Source organism: Alicyclobacillus contaminans DSM 17975 (assembly GCF_000429525.1).
Taxonomy (GTDB): domain Bacteria; phylum Bacillota; class Bacilli; order Alicyclobacillales; family Alicyclobacillaceae; genus Alicyclobacillus_A; species Alicyclobacillus_A contaminans.
In genome coordinates this window covers 20,350-39,089 of record NZ_AUCA01000022.1, presented here as the reverse complement: position 1 = coordinate 39,089, position 18,740 = coordinate 20,350, and the positions used below count along the sequence as shown (strand labels likewise).

Genomic DNA, 18,740 nt, shown 5'->3' with positions numbered 1-18,740 from the left:
TTTTCCCCTGGCAGGTCCCGAATGATGCGCCGGGGTGCCCGCTCGCCACCCCGAGTGTACCACACTCCAACGATACGCACGGGTAAGAGAAACGGGAGGAATAACCTCCCTTTTCCTCAATACACCCGAGTGGTGATGCGAGAGCCAGAAACCCGTTCAAACGAACCCAGGTGCATCTCGCGTCTACACCAGTGTCTCCATGATATTGCGTGCTGCATACACGCCGCTGCTGGCGGCTTGAGAAATGCCCCGGGAAATGCCCGGGCCGTCGCCGGCACAGTACAGCCCTTTCACCTGGGTCTCCAGGCGTGAATCCACGTCCGCCCGAGCGGCGTAAAACTTGGCCTCCACGCCGTAGAACAACGTGTGTTCACTGGCAATGCCCGGCGTGACGTAATTCAGGGCCTCTATCATCTCGCGGAGCGCCACCATCGTCTTGTAGGGCAGCACCAAACCGAGATCGCCCGGCACCGCCTCCTTCAACGAAGGCTCGATAAATCCTTCGCGAATGCGCTGTGGCGTACTGCGACGGCCTTTCAGCAAATCCCCGTAGCGCTGAATGATGATGGATCCGTTCGACAATTCATTGGCATGTCGGCAGATCTGCTTCGCAAACTCATTGGGCCGGTCAAACGGCCCGGTGAACCGATGGCTGACGAGCAGTGCAAAGTTGGTATTTTCGGTGCCGAGCGCCGGATCTTTGTAGGCGTGTCCGTTGGCCGCCATCACGCCGGAATGGTTCTCAATCACCACATGACCCGATGGGTTGCTGCAGAACGTTCGACAGCGCAGACCCGTGGACGGAGACTCAAAAATAAACTTTCCTTCGTACAGGTGTTCGTTGATCTCCTGCATGACCACATTCGATGTTTCCACCCGAACTCCGATGTCCACCTGGTTGTTGGTCATCTTCAGCCCGTGTTTTCGAAATAGATCGCTCAACCAGGTTGAGCCATCGCGGCCCGGCGCAACCAGAACGTTTTTCGCGTAGATTTCCTCGCCGTCGCGGGTGACCACGCCATGCACCCGCCCGTCCGCAATCAAAAAGTCCTCCACAAACGTCCGGAATCGAAGTTCAATCCGCGCCGATAGATACTCAAAGATGCTGTTCATCAATTCCAGGTTTTTGTCGGTACCGATGTGGCGCACGCGCGCGCGGAGCAGCTTCAGACCAGCCCCGGCCGCCTTGCGTTCAATCGCCCGGACGGCATCCGTCGTCGGATCGGTGATGGCGCCCGGCGCTCCGTGCGCCAGGTTGATGGCGTCCACATATTCAATCAAGTTGAGCACTTCGGACGGGGATAAATAGTCAGTCAGAAATCCACCGAACTCCGCGGTGATGTTGAACTTCCCATCACTGAAGCTCCCGGCTCCCCCAGCGCCGTTCAAAATGCCGCAGGCCGGCAGGCAGCCCGCGTAATCCTTCTTCTTGTTGGCGGGCGGACACTTTGCGATCCGCTCTTCCAAGATTGGACAGCGCCGACGGTGTGCCTCCACCCCTTTGTCAAGCAACAGAACGCGGCTCTGCGGCCGCTTCCGCGTAAATTCATAGGCAGCATACAATCCAGCGGGACCTGCGCCGACGATGAGCGCGTCGTAGGTTTGCGACACGTCAACCACCTGCTTTCCCCATCCTTGATTCGCCGCGCTGCAGTACAGTGGCGCGGAGACAAAACCCAAAAGAACAATATACGTACATTTTACCTTTTTGGCAAGTTATCGTTCGGGTTTTGGGTGGGTGATTTCCGTAATCGGCGTCATAACCGCTTGATCATCCGTCGTGTGTTGACGTACGGCACGCCCGCATCTTGGAAACCGCGATGCTGGTAAAAGCGAATGGCACGTAGATTGTTTTCCTGTACCCACAGCTCCAGCCCCGGCAATCCGCTCTCCGCCGCAGCCTGCTCCAGAACATCGAACAACCCGTGGGCAAGCCCTGTGCCCTGCCAAGCCTCCGCCACCGCGAGGATGTGCACGTGCAGAAGATGCACCTTCTCGAAGATGACGAACGCCGCCAGGTCGCCCTGGGCATCGCGACACACCCACCCCTGACTGCCCTTCCGGCCGAACAGATCATTCGGATGAACGCGACGGCCCCAGGCTTCCACCAAAACCGAGTCCATCGTCCGATGCGCCAACGCGAGAGCCTCCTCCATATCGGCCGGACCCAGGCTGTGCAAATCAATGGAGTGGCCCCCGACATCTATGGCCGATGGCCGCGTCAGCGGATCACCCAGACGTGGTCGCGCGTCTTCGTGCGAAGAGGCGGGCATCGCTGTCACCACTTCAGGACCATCGTTTGAAATCAGCACCGTGTGCTCGACATGCGCGGCGAGGCTCCCATCGACGGTGACCGTAGTCCAACCGTCCGCCAAGGTGCGGGTGTAGCGCAGTCCCGCCACCACCACGGGTTCAATGGTGATGGCCGTCCCCACCCGCAATCGCGCGCCGCGCCCCGGTGGTCCAAAGCTCGGGATCTGCGGAGGTTGGTGCAAACGCGCGCCGATGCCGTGCCCGAATGCGTGACGCACAATCTCCCATCCGTCGTTGTGCACGGATCGCGCCACGGCATAGGAAATATCGGAAATTCGATGGCCGGGCTGAGCCGCCGCAATCCCGTCGTACAGCGCCCGGTACGCGGCACGCACCAACCGTTCCGCCCGGTCGTCATAAGGGCCAATCAAATACGTATGCGCGCAATCGGTGTGTATTCCATCAAATTCCACACCCAGATCCACTTTGACCACATCGCCCGGTTGAAACGGTCGTTCGCTTGGCAGACCGTGACCGATTTCATCGTTGATGGACACGCACAGACAGGCTGGGAAACGCCCTTCTCTCTCGAACGAGGAATGTCCACCAGCGTCATGAATCATTTGCTTGGCCACCTGTTCCAACGCCTTACCGGTGCCCCCCGCGACCACTTGTGTGGCAAGCGCCGCATGCACCTCCGCATTGATGCGGCCGGACGCGCGAAGTGCGTCCATTTGCGCCGCTGTTAGGATCTCCATCCCCCTCCGCCTCCCGCGTGAGTTTGTCACGTTCGGCAAACTCAAGTTATGACAGCACCATGATTTATCTATACTTCAGGTCTTCGGAATTGAACTAGGCCAGCGCCCGCGCCACGGTACAGCGGCCGAGCGTATGTAATAGGGAATTCCATCGTAGGAAGGGATGGTGGACATGTCCGTCCACAGCATTGAACAGGGAGACACCGCCCGCTTGCGAGAGATCTCCCAGCCCGTAGTACAGTTCAACCAGGAACTCCATCAACTGCTGGATAACCTGGCGGAGGCCCTGTCGGCTCACGGTGTGCTGGGGTTGTCCGCGCCACAGTTCGGAATACCGGTTCAAGTCATGGTCGTTGACACCGGCGAACAGGTGGAAGAATGGGTAAACCCGAGGTTGGTCTCTCAGCGCGGAGAGCAGCTCGGACCGGAATCGTGCGCGAGCTTCCCGGACCTCACGGTGCGGTTGACGCGTCCATGGGAGGTGACTGTGGAGGGCGCGGATAGACATGGGAACATCCGCCAACGGACCGCGCAAGGGGTGCTGGCTCGCGTGATATGCCATGAACTGGACCACCTCCGCGGTGTCCTGCACATTGACCACCTGGATGACGATGCGCTGTTCGCGCAGCTCTGGGACAACGTCGGAAGGCACGTCGCCCAACACCTGGACGAAGCCGAAGAACCCGCAGCGGAGAATACCACAAAACAAATTCTTCAGGCCCGATGGGAAGAATTTACTCAGGCTGCCGGTTTTTTTGCCGACGCCGCATGGAAGTACTCTCTGGCCGCGGAATGGTTGTACGACTTTCATGACCTGTTGCCTGACCTCGACTGGCAGCAGGTGTGGCAGATGGAGCGAGCGTTGACCGAACTCTCAGAGGCTGTGGATGCCGCGTCGTCTGAGCCGCAGACATCCGCCACCGCGTCGTCATCGGACCCACCTCCTGCTGAGCACGCTTGAAGCTCATTTCCGATGGGCGTTGGCCGCTGCGGATGAAACCCTGCGGGTGACTATCTGCGGCGGATCATCGCGCACTTATCGCGTGGTGTGCGACAATCTTGTCTTTCCCTTCGTGTTTCGCGCGATAAAGCATTTCGTCCGCCGTGACGAACAACCACTCCTTGCCGCGTCCGGGTTCATACCGGGCGAGTCCACCGCTGATGGACACCGAACCGTCAATTTCCTCATGGTGCATGGCGCGAACGTTGAGGCGGATGCATTCCCCAATCTGATCCGCCTCTGCGTCGCTGCGGTCGAGGAGAATCAGCGCAAATTCCTCCCCGCCGTAACGCGCCACGAAGTCATTGGGCCCCACCTGTTCCTTCATGACCTGAACCACTCGGCGCAAAATCTGATCGCCGACATGATGTCCAAACGTATCATTAGATTCGCTTGAAATTATCAATGTCAAAGATCAGCAGGTGTACGGGCGTGCCCTGAGCGTCACTCTGCCGCAATACATTTTCCAAATGTTGATGAAATGATTTGTGATTATACGCATCCGTGAGTCCATCCCGTTTGGATACACTTTCCATCATAATTTTTTGAACCATCAAATCTTGATTCGCTTCAATGGAAAGCTGCAACTGGGCGACCATTTCCACGCTCCGCTGCATGAATTGGACACAGATGAAACCGCCCACTAAGAGCACCGCGATGAACGTGATCAAGTCGGCCACATCCAGATGCGCGCGCAGAGGTGGATCCACACCGTATACGGCAAGCAGCGTGAGACAGGCCGCCACGGTCATGTACATGACTTTCTTCGGTACGAAATAGAACACGGAAATGAGTATGGGAAGGAAAAAGACTGAAGCCGTTATCGGCAGTTCCGGATTACAGATGAGAAGACAAACGGCAATGAAATCAGCGGCCACCAGAAAAATCCAGTCCTTTGGCACGGGCGAAGAACGCACCAGCCACTCCGACACACCGATTACCACCAACAGCAGTCCGATGGGCAGCAGCACAGAGCCAACCAGAATATGCTTCCAAGCCTCTCCCACAACCACCAAATGAACGATGCCGATGCAGACGGCAAAGCCGAACACAACCCACAATACGGCCAGGATTTTGCGATTCCAGTGCTCAATCGGCTGCAGCATTCGGTGCAAGTCTTGCATGTTCATGGCAGAGGCCTCACTTCCCCCTGGGTTATCAGACATCAAACAAAACGCCACAACTTTCCCGTTTGGACGGTCAGCCGCAGCGTCTGCATCGAATACACGGTTGCTGACTTCGAACGCATGTAAACCATGTATCCTTATTATATGTGATCTGTCTGAATTCAACATCTATACAGCGAGAAAAGTTTTGTGAACGGAGCGCGCCCAAGGACGAAGTCCGCTAGGACTCCATCGCCATGTCCGGTGCTGTCACCGATCTCACCGATGAACGGTTCAACAGCAGGTTGAGGCCGACGGCGGTGGCGGAACCCATGACGATTCCGCTCTGCAAAAGCATCTTTAACGCCCCCGGCAAATGATCAAACATTTGTGGTACCACCGCGACACCGAGGCCGACAGCAACGCTGCAGGCGACAACCAGCATATTTTCCTGACGGTGTAAATCAACCATTTTTAGGATATTCAGTCCGGATGCCACCACCATCCCAAACATGGCAATCATGGCGCCACCGAGCACTGAACTGGGAATCTCCGTCGTCAGTGCCGCGATTTTGGGCAGAAACCCGAGGATAATGAGCAGCACCCCCGCAGCCGCCACCACGCTGCGCTTCTTCACGCCAGTCATGGAGACCAGGCCGACATTTTGAGAAAAGGTCGTGTATGGGAAAGTGTTGAACAATCCCCCCAGAACAATGGCGACGCCCTCCGCGCGCAGACCGCGCACCACATCCGCGTCCTTGAGTTCCCGGCCGGTAATCCGGCTGAGAGCAAAGTAGACGCCGGTGGATTCCACCATGCTGACCACGCACACCACACACATTGTGACGATGGCGGCCAAATGGAATTGAGGGCGGCCGAAATAGAGTGGATGGATGAGACCCATCCAGTTTGCCTGCGCCACCGATTGCAGGGACACTTTTCCAAACACCGCTGCGGCCAGGGTGCCGAGCACCAAGCCAATGAGCACGGAAATCGCGCGCAGAAATCCGCGGGCCCACCGGTTCAAAAGCAAAATGACCAACAGTGTAAACAACGCCAACAAGAGATTGACCGGCTGGCCGAAGTCCGGACTTCCCTGCCCGCCGGCCGCGTCGTTCATGGCCACGGGAATCAGAGACAAACCAATCACGGTCACCACGGATCCCGTCACGACGGTTGGGAACAGGGCCAACAAACGTCCGAACACCGGCGCCAACACGACGACCACCAGACCGGCCACCAAAATCGCGCCAAACGCGGTGGGCAGATTGTCCGTCAAACCGATGGAAATGAGCGGACCGACCGCGGTGAACGTGCATCCGAGCACCACCGGCAGCCCCACGCCCAGCCAGCGGGTGCCGAGCACCTGAAGCAGCGTGGCAATGCCGCACGTAAACAGGTCTGCCGAGATCAGATACGCCATTTGCACAGCCGACAGTTTCAAAGCGCCCCCGACCAAAATGGGCACCACCACAGCCCCCGCGTACATGGCGAGCACGTGCTGAATCCCGAGAATCCATGTCTTTCCGCTGGTCATGGCAGCATCACCTCCGGAGTCCGGGATTCGTCATCTTGGGCAAACGTGATACCATTGGCTGACATGCTTTCAATCCCCGCCAACGCCCGGACCTGGACGCCCATCTGCGCCAGTTTCTCGCGTCCAGACTGGAATCGCTTTTCCACGGCCACCACGGCGCCGACCACACGGGCCCCCGCCTGGTGCACAATCTCCGTCAGAGCGGTCAACGCGGAACCTTCTGCCAGAATGTCGTCGACCATCAGCACCACATCCTCCGAGCCGAGGTACGCTTTGGACAAACTCACATGGTAGGATTCCTGGCGCGTGAACGAATACGCCGGCGCCGTCCAGACCGCGTCACCCTGGGTGATGGCCCGCTTTTTCTTCGCGTAGACAAACGGAATCCCTCCCAACGCCAGGGCGGTCGCCATGGCCAAGGGAATGCCGCTCGCCTCCACCGTCAGCACTTTGGTCACGCCGGCGTCGCGATGGGGTGCCGCCATGGCGGCGCCGATGTCCATCACCAGCTCCGGATCGACCTGGTGATTTAAGAAGGCGTCCACTTTCAGCACGGTTGGCGAAAGGACCACACCGTCCTGCACAATCCGCTCCTGCAATCGATTCACAATATCCCTCCGTGTCCTCTCGTGGAAACACAGCAAAGCCCGGTCGGACAGGTACGGCCTGCGCGACTGCGCCGCCAAGTGAAACCTATCCTCCCGGGCTTTTCTCCCAAAGGTGTAGCACCATGTGCTCACATCGCTCGGTCCAGACTCGCCGGTCACGAATGAACCGCGACGGAACCCTAGATGTGCTTCCACTCGTAGTCAGGCAATTTACGGTTGCCTGGTAGAGACTTGCGGGCCGTATTCCCGCGATTATACGAGCCGATATGAAGTTCATCACACGCAACCGGCCGGTTGCTTATCCCAACATATCAAATTGCGTACCGCGCGGCAAGGGGAATATGTTACTCTGCGGCCGTCTGCGCGGGCAGATACGACTTGCCCATCTCCGCCGCCCGCGCCGCTGCGGCCAGCACCGCTTCGTACACATAACCGCGAACATATCCTGAGTCCAACTGCTTCACCCCGGCTTCGGTGGTGCCGTGAGGCGACGTCACGCGTTGTCTCAGGGTCTCCGGGGACACATCCCACTCAGCCAGTGTCCGCGCTGTCCCCACCATCGTCTGAATCAGCATGATGCGGGCCAATTCGGGTGCCAACCCGAGCTTGGCAGCGGCCGTCTCCATGCCCTCAAGGATGTAGCAGAGGAAGCCCGGTCCGCTGCCGGACACGGCGGTCGCCGCATCCATCAGGTGCTCTGGCAGTTCAACAACAGCCCCGAGCGCGTTCAACAGCGTGTGAATGTATTCTTTGTCCGATGGCGTGGTTTCGTCGCCAAAGGCGACGGCCGTCACGCCGTTCCGGACGGCCACCGGCAGGTTGGGCATGGCCCGCACCGTCCGAACCGACGGACACCGTTCACGAATATATCCCTGGTTCACACCTGCCGCAAACGACAACAGGAGCGCTTGGTTCAGGTGGGGGGCCACGCGCAGCAGCGCTTCCGCCACATCCGCCGGCTTGACGGCCAACACCACCAGTGCCGCGCCGGCCGCATCCGCGTAGCCGTCGGCCGCCACCACCCCATAGGTGTCGACAACGTGCTTCAACCGATCCGCTCGGCTTCGGTTGATGACGCGGATATCCGTCGGTCGGACAACCCCCGCCCCGGTCACGCCGCGAATGAACGCTTCCGCCATGGAACCCGCACCAATCACAAACACTTTGTCGTACGTCATCCTGACTCGCCTCCCCTTGATTTTTGCAATGACAGTGAGAACCGCGCGGAAATCAAAAACTCCCGCCCCTGCCGTTGGCAGGGGCGGGAGTTTGCATCCCACGGTACCACCCTGATTCCAGGCGTATGCAACACCATCCACGCCCAGATCTCTTGTGACCATAACGTGGTCAACGGGCACCTTACTCACTGTGCGTTCGGGTGCCATCTCGGAGGCCGGTTCCTTCACACTTTCGCAGGATGGCTTTCAGCCGCTGACCATCCCTCTCTGCGCAAAAGCAACGCGAAGTACTTTTCCTCTTCATCGAACCAAACAATATTCTGATATTATGGTGATTATACTTCCCCTGCGGACCATGCGCAAGTCGTTTCTCCCAGGCCGGGCCAGAAAGTGATCTTTTCGCCAAAAAACGATCGCGACCAAACAGGAAAGCGCATTCTTTCGGCGAATTGACGAACCACGCCGCCAGCGTACGGCAACACAGAGAATGTTGGAGGGGTAAGGGTGAGTATCAGTCGTAAGTTCGTCCTGCTTTGCGGTACAGCCATCACTGCATTCGCAGCCATTTGCTTGACCATTGTTTACGCGCAGAGTCGTCGTCTCATCATCTCAGAAGAAAAACAACGGTCGTTGGCCATCATCCGAACCTTGGATGCCATGGTCACAAACACCACCACCACGGTCGACCTGCAGGCCGATATCAACGAACTGCAGCAGCGCGACAACCAGTTGGTGCGGCTGGATCTGTATAAACTGAGCGGTGCCACAGCCACCGCGGTGGTGTCCACGGTCGCTGCGGATGTTGGGAAGAAAGCGGATTCCGAAGATGTGCAGGCGGCAAAGTCCGACAGCAGCGTCGTTCGTGTGTCGGGCAACATCATCGACGTCACCGCGCCCATTCACGGCAGTGATGGGGTTCCGAATTATGTGGTTGGCGTGCAGTTCAGCATGGCCTCGGCGCTTCAACAACTGGCGCAGCTCCTGTGGGCGGTGCTGGGTACGGGCGTGGTGCTGCTGCTCCTCACCGTGGCCGCCGTGTGGTGGGTGACCACGCGGACCATTCTGCGCCCGCTGCGCGTCGTCATCGGCATTTCCGAGCGCATTGCAGACGGTATCTTGGACGAAAGTGTTCCCATTCACAGCGACGGCAAGGACGAAGTGAGCCGATTGGGCAGGGCATTCTCCAAAATGCAGCAGAACCTCCGGTCGGTCATCGGTCAAGTGATGTCCACCGCGGATCAGGTGGCCGCATCCGCCGAAGAATTGTCAGCGAGCGCCAATGAAACGTGCAAAGCTTCCGAACACATCGCGGGCGTCATCCAACAAATCGCGGCCGGATCGGAAACACAGCTGTCCCGCATTGAAATCGGTCAACAGGTGATTGATGAACTGTCCGATGCGCTCGAGAAAATTGCCGCCGGCGCAGCCCAGGTGACCGCGAACGCCCAGCAGGCGTCCGACCTGGCGACGAGCGGCCGCAACAGCGTGGCCCAGTCCATTCAGCAGATGCACGCGATTCACGGAAAGATCACGGACCTGACCCAGACCATGGAAGAGTTGAACCAGAAATCTGTCCACGTGGGCAGCATTGTGGAAACCATCACCACCATCGCGGAACAGACCAATCTGCTCGCGCTCAACGCGGCCATCGAGGCGGCGCGGGCAGGGGCTGAAGGGAAGGGATTCTCCGTCGTCGCGGCGGAAGTTCGCGCCCTGGCGGAACAATCCGCGAAGTCCGCCCAGAGTATCCAGGCGTACGTTCAGGACATCCAAAATCATATCGCTTCCGCAGTGGAGGCCACGCGAGCCGGCGCAGCGGAGGTGTCCACGGGCATCGCGACGGCTGAGACCAGCGGGACGGCCTTCACCGATATTCACCGCGCCGTCGAGGAAGTTGCAGAGCAGATCCGCGGCGTCAACGACGCTGCGCAACGGTTGACCCAGAGCACGCGCTTGTCGGATGCCATTCGGGACATTCACAACGTGGCCAACACGAACGCAACGGGCACGCAGGACGCAGGAGCCGCGACGGAACAGCAATTGGCCACCATGGAGGAGATTGCAGCTTCGGCCACCGCCCTCACATCCTTGGCCAACGAACTGGTGGAAGCGGTGCGCAGTTTTCAAATCTGACGCGCGAAAGGCGCGTCGGAAAGCCCGTCTCTGTTCAGCCGCCACTGCACAGAGACAGGCTTCCACGCGCTCCCGGTCCATGGAAGCTACACTTTGCGGGCCGTGAAGCTGTCGCGCACCAAGTGCCACAGTTGCGGAAATTCGTTGCCGAGCACCCACGCGGAAATGCCTCGAAGATTGTAATCGTAGACCAGTTGCAGCTTTGCCGCGGCACTGAGCGCGTCCTCGAACCACACCACCCGCTCGTTCCCTTCCGATCCCCGGTAGCGAAAGCTCGGCGATGCCTCGGCGACATGCCATTCAATGGGCACCTGTTGATCCAGCGCAAGGTTTTGCGCGCTCTTGTTGCTCAATCCCGACGCGCGCCCCGCTTGCGGATGCGGCAGCGGCCAGTCATAGCCATACAGCGCCATGCCCATCAGGATTTTCGTGGATGGAATCACCGAGGTCGCATAGTTCAACACCGCACGCACCTGGTTGATGGGCGCGATGGCCATCGGGGGGCCGCCGACCCAGCCCCATTCGTACGTCATCAGCATCAGGAAATCCACTTCTTCGCCGAGCGTCCGGTAGTCGAAGGCGCCCATCCAACTGGCGGTGGGATCATCCGACGTCTTTGGCCCCATGGCAATGGACAGCGATAATCCCTGGGGCCGCAGCGCGGCGCCCAACTTTCGAATGAACTCGTTGTACAGCGGCCGATCCGTGGGACGCATGTGCTCAAAGTCCACATTGACGCCCCGAAAGCCGCGGTTACGCGCGGTCCGAAGCACGTTGTCAATCAATCGCTGCGTGAGCGTATTGTTGGAGAGCAGCGTGTGCGCCAATTCCGTGTTGAAGTTGTTGCCGTCAAAATTGGTCACGGTCATCAGAGGGGCCACCCGCAGTTGGCGCGTGGCGGACAGCGCCTCGTTGTCCCGCTGTCCCACCAGACTCCCGTCGGCGCGCGCCTGATAGCTGAACACGCACAGATACGTCAAGCGTTGCCCCACATCCTGGACAACGCGGGCATCGTTGACATTTCCCTGCGGCAACAGGTAGCCGTTCACTTCAATGGTCCGACGGCTCTGAACGCGCGCCGGCATGTAGAGGCGATCCCCGGCACGCAGCGTCTGACCGGGCCGAAGCCCGAGCCACCCCCGCAGGTCCTCGGTCGGAAACCCCACCCTGCGAGCCAGCACATCCACCGATTCCCCCGTCTGCACCGTGTATGGTCTCGCCAAATAGGCGGGCCCTGGCACCAACAGATGGAGACCGGGAACAATCACGTCCTCGCTTTGCAGTTCGTTGAGATGCTGCAGCTCTCGAGTCGTGGTTCCGTACTGCGCCGCGACGGCGCGCAGCGTGTTCCCTGCAACCACCGTGTGGATTCGCATGCTTGCACCACCCTTCACTCTTTATCCACATACGCCATGGACGTACGCCTACGCCATGATACGAAGGCGGAGGAAGAATGGTGACACCGGCCACTCCCCGGTGTTTCAGGTCCCTGTCTGGGGGTCGGGCGCGGATACCGTATTGCGCACGAGCACTTCGGCGGTGGCATCCTGGTACGCAACGTGCCACTCCGGATTGTGAACCAGGTAGGTCACGACGGGATCTCCGCTCGGGAACAGCACCACGTCGCATTTGTAGATGTCGATTAAATCCGGGCCATTCCACCAGACATCCTTGATAGCCAGATAATCCGAAAACACGTTCTGTCCCTGCAGAAAAATATCGGTTCGTCCATCGACAAATGTGGGTATGCCGCGGTAAATCAGGTATCCACCCCACTGATACGCGTTCAGGATCCGGCTGGTGAGATGGTGTTGTTCGAGCCAGTTCACCGCGTACACGGGGTACGATCCGGTGGACCAATGGGCGTCAACCGGCCCCTTCGCCTCCGGCAGCTGGGTGCCAAAGTACACGAGGCTGCCGAACATGACAAGACCGCTGATCATCCGTACGAAGCGCGTCGCGCACAGGCGCCGGGGAACCCATGCGGCCAATACCGGAGCCAGCAGCACCGCCGCCGAGATGGCCATGTACGGCGCAAACCGTTGGTAGATGAGCATGACGCCAAAACTGCCCATAAAGTACAGGGTTTCTCGCAGCGGCAGGCGCGTTCTTCGCCCCATCAGAATCAGGCAGGACAGCATCAGAAACGGCAGCAGTCCGTACTTGAAAATGTCCATGTGAAAGTTGGGCGAATGCCACTCATTGATGTTGTCCACCATCGTGGGGTTGGTGGAGAGCAGCGCGTATGTGTAGGCGCGGTACGAGTTCGGATTGATGAGCCCCACCCCTGCGCCCACCAGCGCGGCCAACAGCAGACGCCAACGCGCGCCCTTCGGCAGCGCCAACGGCTGCAGACGGCCGAGCCGCGGCACAAAGGACAGCGCCACCTCCAACAGCAGCATGAAGATGCCAATGGTGGAACTGCCATGCGCGTTCGCCCAGATGAGCATCAGCGGCGGTACGAGCCACAGCACACGAAAACGCCCGCGGCGGACATTGGAGAGAATCCACAGGAACACGGTGAACATCAGGTACGACACCATCTGCGGACGCATGGTCCAGAAGACGAGCGGAACCAGCGTCCCGAGGCACGCACAGACAGCGGCGGACACAGGATGGCCGGCGGACTGATTGCGGCAGACGCGGTACAGAACGAGTACCGTGGCCGTGTGCACGACGGTGATCAACAGCCAGAGACCGGCAAAGCCAAAGTGCATCCCGAGCCAGGCCAGCACCGTTTCAAACAACCATTCCTGCGTCACCCAGGGTTGGCCGCGCATGGTCCACGAAAACGGATCGGTGGTCGGGACGGTATGGTGTGTCAGAATGTAGCGGCCGGTCGCCAGGTGCCAGGGCGTATCCGGATCGGACAGAGGCGCCAGTTGGTAGACGGCGAAGGATACCAACCACACCACCAACACCATATGCTCCACGCGCAGCCACGGGAGCGCGGCATCCTCCATGACCACATCGGGTGGTTCGCGCCACGCATCGCCCATCCACGCCAGCAGCCCCTTCTTCATGCGGAAATCACCCGTTTTCCCGAGCGTCTCGGCGGACGCGCAAATCCATATACAGTTTCGTCGCGGCCACCAGTGTGAACGGAACGGTCAGCAACTGCACCAGGCTGTCCAGGACGGAGGCGGCGACCGCGTTTGGAAGCAGACGGAACAAGGCGGTCAATCCCACATTGACAGCCGCAGCAATGAGTTCAACGATGATGAAGAAGCCGAGCACTCGCCACACGGAGTGCCTGACCAAATCGGACGAGGCGCGCAGGGCCCCGAAGCCGACCCGGCCCTCCGCCGCCACCGCCGGAATCGACATCACCCACTTGAGCATCAACCACACGTACAGCACGACGGCTATCACGCTGAGCACCGCGGCGACGATGCCCGCCACCAAGGCGGAGGCGCCAAACGCCGCCAGCAGTCCAATCATCAAGGCGATGATCCCGCCGGAGATGAGAAACACCAAAAACAGCGCCAGCCACTTGAACAGTGTGGTGCCAATCAACGCCAACGTACGCCGCCACGCCAGCGGGAAGACGTCGGAAAAGGTCGGGGGTTCACCATGATCCGCGGCGCGGATCAACAAATGGACCACCGTTGCGTAGAGCAGAGGGACAACCAACAACACACCGACCATCGACCAGAGGACCACGGCGACGATGTGCGGCATGGCCGACTGCAGGTACGCCATCACCTCGTTGAACGACTGTACATTCTCCAAGCCCCCGAGCGCGTTGCTGGACTGGACGGTGAAAATATCCTCCACCACCAGATAAGGCAGATAAATGGACAGGGTCGCCACGGCCAGCGGGCGCGCAAATTGTCGCAGGGATCGGAAGGTGTCATCCAGAATCTGCCCGATGGACTGCGGTTGTATCTCCTGAGTGCCAAACGGCATATGTATAGTTCCTCCTCCACGGCACGCGCCGGAAAACGTTTCTCCTATCATACCACACCGATGACCCCCGTCCTGGCCGCCGCTGCCTCGGAGCACGGAGGTTCACAGCCGTCGAATCATCACGACAAACGGCCGCCCTTTCTACGGGACGGCCGTTCGCAGATTTGCTGGTATCGATGGGTCAGGACTTGGGCGTGACCACCAGATACGCTTCCATCGGCCCTTCGTGCGCCGCGTCGGCGTGGGCCGTGCAAATCAGGTGAAAGAAACCAGGCTTGTCCGCAATGAATCGGAGCGTCGTCCGCTCGTTGCGGCGCACCGTGGCATGCAGATTGTACCCATCGAGTACAATCGGATGGTCATGCCCCTTCAAACCGCGAAACTGGAGCACCACCTCGTCGCCCTGTTCTGCCACGTATACGGCCGGATCGAACCGGTACACGTCCACCGTTCCACCGCCAGGCTGCTTGGCGGAAATTTCATTGGTCACCACTTGGTACGTGTCGACGGCCGCGTGTGCGGTCGGGGCGACCCTCGGCGCCGCGGTCACAGCCATCACCGCGAGTGCGCCGCCTACCGCCCGGCGCATTTGCATCCATCGCATGGTGCAACCCTCTCTTTCAGCCCCACACCGAGGGGCCGGGAAGGATGTCTTTAAATAGGTTGCACCATTTTCCCATCCTCATACGCCGCCCCGGACTTCGCGTACATCTCGGCGTACAATCCGCCCCGGCAAAGCAACGCTTCATGCGGTCCGGATTCCACAATGCGCCCCTGGTTCACCACGTAGATGCAATCCGCGCGCCGCACGGTGGCGAGGCGATGCGCAATCACCAACGTGGTGCGGTTGGCCGAGACCGCCTGCAGGCCGCGGCTCACGAGCGCTTCGGTGTGGCTGTCCAGATTGGCGGTGGCCTCATCGAGAATCAGCACGCGCGGGTTCAAGCAAACAATGCGCGCAAACGAGATGAGCTGCCGCTCGCCCATCGACAGATTGGCCCCCTTGCTGTACAGGAACGTGTCGTATCCGTCCGGCAGCCGATTCACCACCTCGTGCGCCCCCACCGCCTCGGCGGCGGCGATCACAGCGTCGCGCGAGATGTCGTCGCGGAACAGGCGTATATTGTCGAGCACGGTACCGGTGAACAGATTGGCTTCCTGCTGGACAAAGCCCACAGCCCGATGCAAATCTGTCTGACGAATGTCCCGAATGTCCCGGCCGTCCAACAGGATGCGGCCGGAGGTGGGATCATAGAAGCGGATGAGCAGGCTCATCAGCGAACTCTTGCCGGCGCCGGTGGGCCCGACAATTCCCACGAAACTCCCCGCCGGCACGCGAAACGACACATCGCGAAGCACCGGCACCTCCGATTTGTACGCGAACGTGACGTGTTCAAACTCGACCTCTCCGCGAACCGCCTCGAGGGCGAGCGGAAAGGCGTTCGGCGCATCCACAATGGCGGGCTCCACCGACAACACCTGACCGATTCGATCCGCCGCGACGGCGGCCGACTGCAGTGTATTCCACTGCTGGGTGATGGCGTTGATGGGTTGGAAAAACTGCCGGATGTAATTGATGAACGCGTACAGCGTGCCGAACAGAATGGTCTTGTGCAGCACGGCCCCGCCGCCAATCCAGACGACTGCGGCCACCGCCGCGTTGCCGAGCATTTCAAACGTGCGATTGAACAGAACGGACGTTCGATATTCGACAACGCTGGCCTGGCGATGACTGCGATTCAACGCGTCGAAGCGGGCGGCTTGCCGCTGCTCCTGGTGAAATATCTGGATGATGCGAATCCCGGCCAAATTCTCGGCGAGAAACGCCATGATGTTGGACAAGCGGGTCCGCGTGGTCTGGTACGCCCGGCGCAGACGTTTGCGATACAGCGCGGAGATCCCGAACAGGACCGGGATCAACAGCATGCTCCAGGCGGCGATGCGCACGTTAAGCTCAAACATCGCCACCACCACCATGACCAGCGAGAGCCCGTCCCGAAGCATGCTGAGGAAAAAGTTCGTGAAAAACTGGCTGACGGTCTCCGTGTCGCTGGACACGTTGGTGACCAACCGCCCGATGGCGTTGGTATCGAAAAACGCCATGGATTGCCGTTCGATGTGTTGGAACAACGCCACGCGGATTTCGCGAACGACGCTCTGTCCGGCGTATTGCACGAGCAAAATCTGCAGGTAGTTGGCCGCCACGCTGAGCAGCACCACGCCCACGTACAGCAGGCTGATGGTCCACAGCCCGTGCAGATTGGGACGCGGTCCCGAAATGTCGCTGTCAATGGCAATCTTCACAAGGTACGGCGGGAGGACGGTGGTTGCGTTGTACACAATCACCAACAGCACCACGGCTGCGAAGTGCCAGCGATACCGCTTGGCGAACGGCAGGAGTTTCAGCAGACTGCCCATGCTGCGGTTCCCGCCGCGCCGCGCTTGCTCCGACGGTGTCAACGCGCTCATGACGTCACCTCCTCCACCGCCGCTTCCTGCAGATGGTACATGGACGCGTACAATCCACCCATCTCCAGCAGCGCTTCGTGCCGCCCGCGCTCGACGATGCGTCCTCCATCGAGGACCAGAATGAAATCGGCGTGGCGAACAGCGGACAATCGATGCGCCACGATGATGGTGGTATGGCCAGCGCGAATCCGGCGCAGGTGCGCGAGAATATGCTGTTCGGTGTTCATGTCCACCGCCGACAGGCTGTCGTCCAAAATGAGAATGGGCGCATCCTTCAGCAGCGCCCGCGCAATCGCGGCGCGCTGTTTCTGACCGCCCGACAGCGTCACGCCGCGCTCGCCAACGACCGTGTCCAATCCGTCCGGAAATTGTTCAATCTCGCGGCGAAACCCGGCGTATTCAGCCGCTTGCAGCAGCATCTGCGGCGTCGCGTCATCGCGGGAAAACCCGATGTTCTCGCCGATGGTGGCGGAGAACAAGAACCCGTCCTGCGGAACGTACGCAATCGCTTCGCGAAGCGTCCGCAGCGCCAAGTCATGCACGTCATAGCCATCCATTCGAACCGTGCCGGGTGGTGGATTGAACACGCGCGGAAGCAGGTTCACCAGTGTCGTTTTGCCGCTGCCCGTGCGCCCGACAATGCCCACGGTCTGCCCGGCCGCCACGTGAAAGCGAATGTCCCGCAGCACCGGCTCCGATCCGTCAGGATACTGAAACGCAGGAAGGTTGACGTCAATCTCTCCTTCCAGATGCGTCACGGGCGCGGGGACGGCTGGATCTTGGATTTCGGGCACCTCGCTCAACAGCACTTCCAACCGTTTCAGGGACGCTGACGCCCGCTGGAAGTAGTTGAATACAAAACCCATCTGTTGCAGCGGGGTGATCAACATTGCCAGATACAGCGTGAACGCGACGAACGATCCGAGCGCAATCTGTCCGCTCACCGTCAGGTACCCGCCGTACGCCAACGCGATGCCGAAGCTCACACTGCCGGTGAACGGAATGAGCGTCTGGAACAGCCCGCTGCGCCGAAAGACCACCATTTGGCGCTGGACGATGGCGTCGACCTTCTCCGTGAAGCGGGCGCTCTCCACCGGTTCGCTCGCCGTGGCCTTGACCAGGCGAATGGCGGACAGACTCTCCTCCGTCACCGCCGCCATGTCGGACAACGCCTCCTGGGCGGATTTGGACGCTTCACGAATGCGCGGCCCCCACCAAATGATGAAGACCGGCAGCGCCAGCAGCGGAATGATGCTGACCAGTGTGAGACGGACGCTGATGGTGCGAAAGGTCATCACCAGTGTGGTGACGAGGAGAAAAATGGCATTGGTGAACAGGTTCATGCCCCCCGTCAACGCTTCTCGTACCGCGCGCACGTCGTTCATGGCGTGATTGAGCAAATCCCCGATGCTTCGCCGACGAAAATAGCTGGTGGACAAGCGCTCCCAATGCTCAAACAACCGCTTCCGAAGTTGATATTCAAACGCCCGGCCGAGCTGTCCGTTGCGGAGTTGACCAATGCCGTACAGGATGACGTACGCCACGCCCACCAGCAACAGCCACCCCGCGTACTGCAAGATCATCCGCCCCGACAGGCGGTGAGCGGACAATGCATCGGTGAAGCGCCCCAGCAAGTTGGGGAATTGCACCATCACGATTTCCGACGCGATGATGGACAGCATGGACAAGGCGTACCATCCCTTGTTGGACCACATGAACTGTCTCAAGAGGCGCGTCGGACTCTCTGTCCGCTGTGAATTTCCCGACTGATGCGGCAACCTGCATCCCC

Annotated in this window: 15 protein-coding genes, 1 riboswitch and 1 other annotated feature; of the genes, 2 read left to right on the top strand and 13 right to left on the bottom strand. The window is 59.8% G+C overall.

Annotated elements, in window-relative coordinates; genetic code table 11:
- Positions 1-183: 183 nt before the first annotated feature.
- Both G463_RS0109605 and map read right to left on the bottom strand, forming a co-directional pair.
- Complete coding sequence (locus tag G463_RS0109605; RefSeq protein WP_026974996.1) at positions 184-1,611, bottom strand: NAD(P)/FAD-dependent oxidoreductase; 1,428 nt, start codon at positions 1,609-1,611, stop codon at positions 184-186.
- Between the two features lie 146 nt (positions 1,612-1,757).
- Positions 1,758-3,011, bottom strand: coding sequence for a type I methionyl aminopeptidase (gene map, locus G463_RS21735; protein WP_051322154.1), 1,254 nt, complete (start codon positions 3,009-3,011; stop codon positions 1,758-1,760).
- A gap of 172 nt (positions 3,012-3,183) precedes the next feature.
- Between map and G463_RS21730 the strand changes: the two genes are divergently transcribed.
- Positions 3,184-3,972: a peptide deformylase gene (locus tag G463_RS21730; RefSeq protein WP_051322153.1), complete on the top strand. Its 789-nt coding sequence runs from the start codon at positions 3,184-3,186 to the stop codon at positions 3,970-3,972.
- A gap of 64 nt (positions 3,973-4,036) precedes the next feature.
- Here G463_RS21730 and G463_RS23830 read toward each other — a convergent pair whose 3' ends face one another.
- The 5 genes from G463_RS23830 to proC all read right to left on the bottom strand — a co-directional run bounded on the left by G463_RS23830 (position 4,037) and on the right by proC (position 8,440).
- Positions 4,037-4,339, bottom strand: a complete 303-nt coding sequence (locus tag G463_RS23830; RefSeq protein WP_026974995.1) for a GGDEF domain-containing protein — start codon at positions 4,337-4,339, stop codon at positions 4,037-4,039.
- Positions 4,340-4,394: 55 nt separating this feature from the next.
- Positions 4,395-5,141: a GGDEF domain-containing protein gene (locus tag G463_RS23825; protein ID WP_026974994.1), complete on the bottom strand. Its 747-nt coding sequence runs from the start codon at positions 5,139-5,141 to the stop codon at positions 4,395-4,397.
- 217 nt (positions 5,142-5,358) lie between these two features.
- Positions 5,359-6,654, bottom strand: coding sequence for a nucleobase:cation symporter-2 family protein (locus tag G463_RS0109580; protein WP_026974993.1), 1,296 nt, complete (start codon positions 6,652-6,654; stop codon positions 5,359-5,361).
- Entirely contained in the window at positions 6,651-7,262 is a 612-nt protein-coding gene (locus G463_RS0109575) for a xanthine phosphoribosyltransferase (protein ID WP_035486642.1), read from the bottom strand. Before G463_RS0109575 ends, G463_RS0109580 begins: the two co-directional genes overlap by 4 nt.
- Positions 7,263-7,440: 178 nt before the next feature.
- Positions 7,441-7,542, bottom strand: a riboswitch (purine riboswitch).
- A gap of 64 nt (positions 7,543-7,606) precedes the next feature.
- The gene (proC, locus tag G463_RS0109570; RefSeq protein WP_026974991.1) at positions 7,607-8,440 is read right to left on the bottom strand and encodes a pyrroline-5-carboxylate reductase; all 834 of its coding nucleotides are present in this window, start codon (positions 8,438-8,440) and stop codon (positions 7,607-7,609) included.
- Between the two features lie 76 nt (positions 8,441-8,516).
- Positions 8,517-8,753 (bottom strand) — a binding site (T-box leader).
- A 191-nt stretch (positions 8,754-8,944) separates the two neighbouring features.
- Here proC and G463_RS19725 point away from each other — a divergent pair.
- Positions 8,945-10,573 carry a methyl-accepting chemotaxis protein gene (locus G463_RS19725; protein ID WP_051322152.1) on the top strand — a complete coding sequence of 543 codons (1,629 nt, stop codon included), beginning with the start codon at positions 8,945-8,947 and terminating at the stop codon, positions 10,571-10,573.
- A gap of 86 nt (positions 10,574-10,659) precedes the next feature.
- Here the strand turns inward: G463_RS19725 and G463_RS0109560 are convergent, their stop codons facing one another.
- The 6 genes from G463_RS0109560 to G463_RS0109535 form a co-directional block, all read right to left on the bottom strand.
- Positions 10,660-11,949, bottom strand: coding sequence for a glycoside hydrolase family 18 protein (locus tag G463_RS0109560; RefSeq protein WP_026974990.1), 1,290 nt, complete (start codon positions 11,947-11,949; stop codon positions 10,660-10,662).
- A 105-nt stretch (positions 11,950-12,054) separates the two neighbouring features.
- Complete coding sequence (locus G463_RS19720) at positions 12,055-13,596, bottom strand: hypothetical protein (protein ID WP_245575795.1); 1,542 nt, start codon at positions 13,594-13,596, stop codon at positions 12,055-12,057.
- 7 nt (positions 13,597-13,603) lie between these two features.
- The gene (locus G463_RS0109550; protein WP_026974989.1) at positions 13,604-14,482 is read right to left on the bottom strand and encodes a hypothetical protein; all 879 of its coding nucleotides are present in this window, start codon (positions 14,480-14,482) and stop codon (positions 13,604-13,606) included.
- Between the two features lie 181 nt (positions 14,483-14,663).
- On the bottom strand, positions 14,664-15,086 hold the full coding sequence (locus G463_RS19715) for a cupredoxin domain-containing protein (protein ID WP_051322151.1): 423 nt from the start codon (positions 15,084-15,086) through the stop codon (positions 14,664-14,666).
- A 50-nt stretch (positions 15,087-15,136) separates the two neighbouring features.
- Positions 15,137-16,951 carry an ABC transporter ATP-binding protein gene (locus tag G463_RS19710; protein ID WP_051322150.1) on the bottom strand — a complete coding sequence of 605 codons (1,815 nt, stop codon included), beginning with the start codon at positions 16,949-16,951 and terminating at the stop codon, positions 15,137-15,139.
- A complete protein-coding gene (locus G463_RS0109535; RefSeq protein ID WP_245575793.1) occupies positions 16,948-18,729 on the bottom strand; it encodes an ABC transporter ATP-binding protein in 1,782 nt (593 codons plus the stop codon). Before G463_RS0109535 ends, G463_RS19710 begins: the two co-directional genes overlap by 4 nt.
- Between the last annotated feature and the right edge of the window lie 11 nt (positions 18,730-18,740).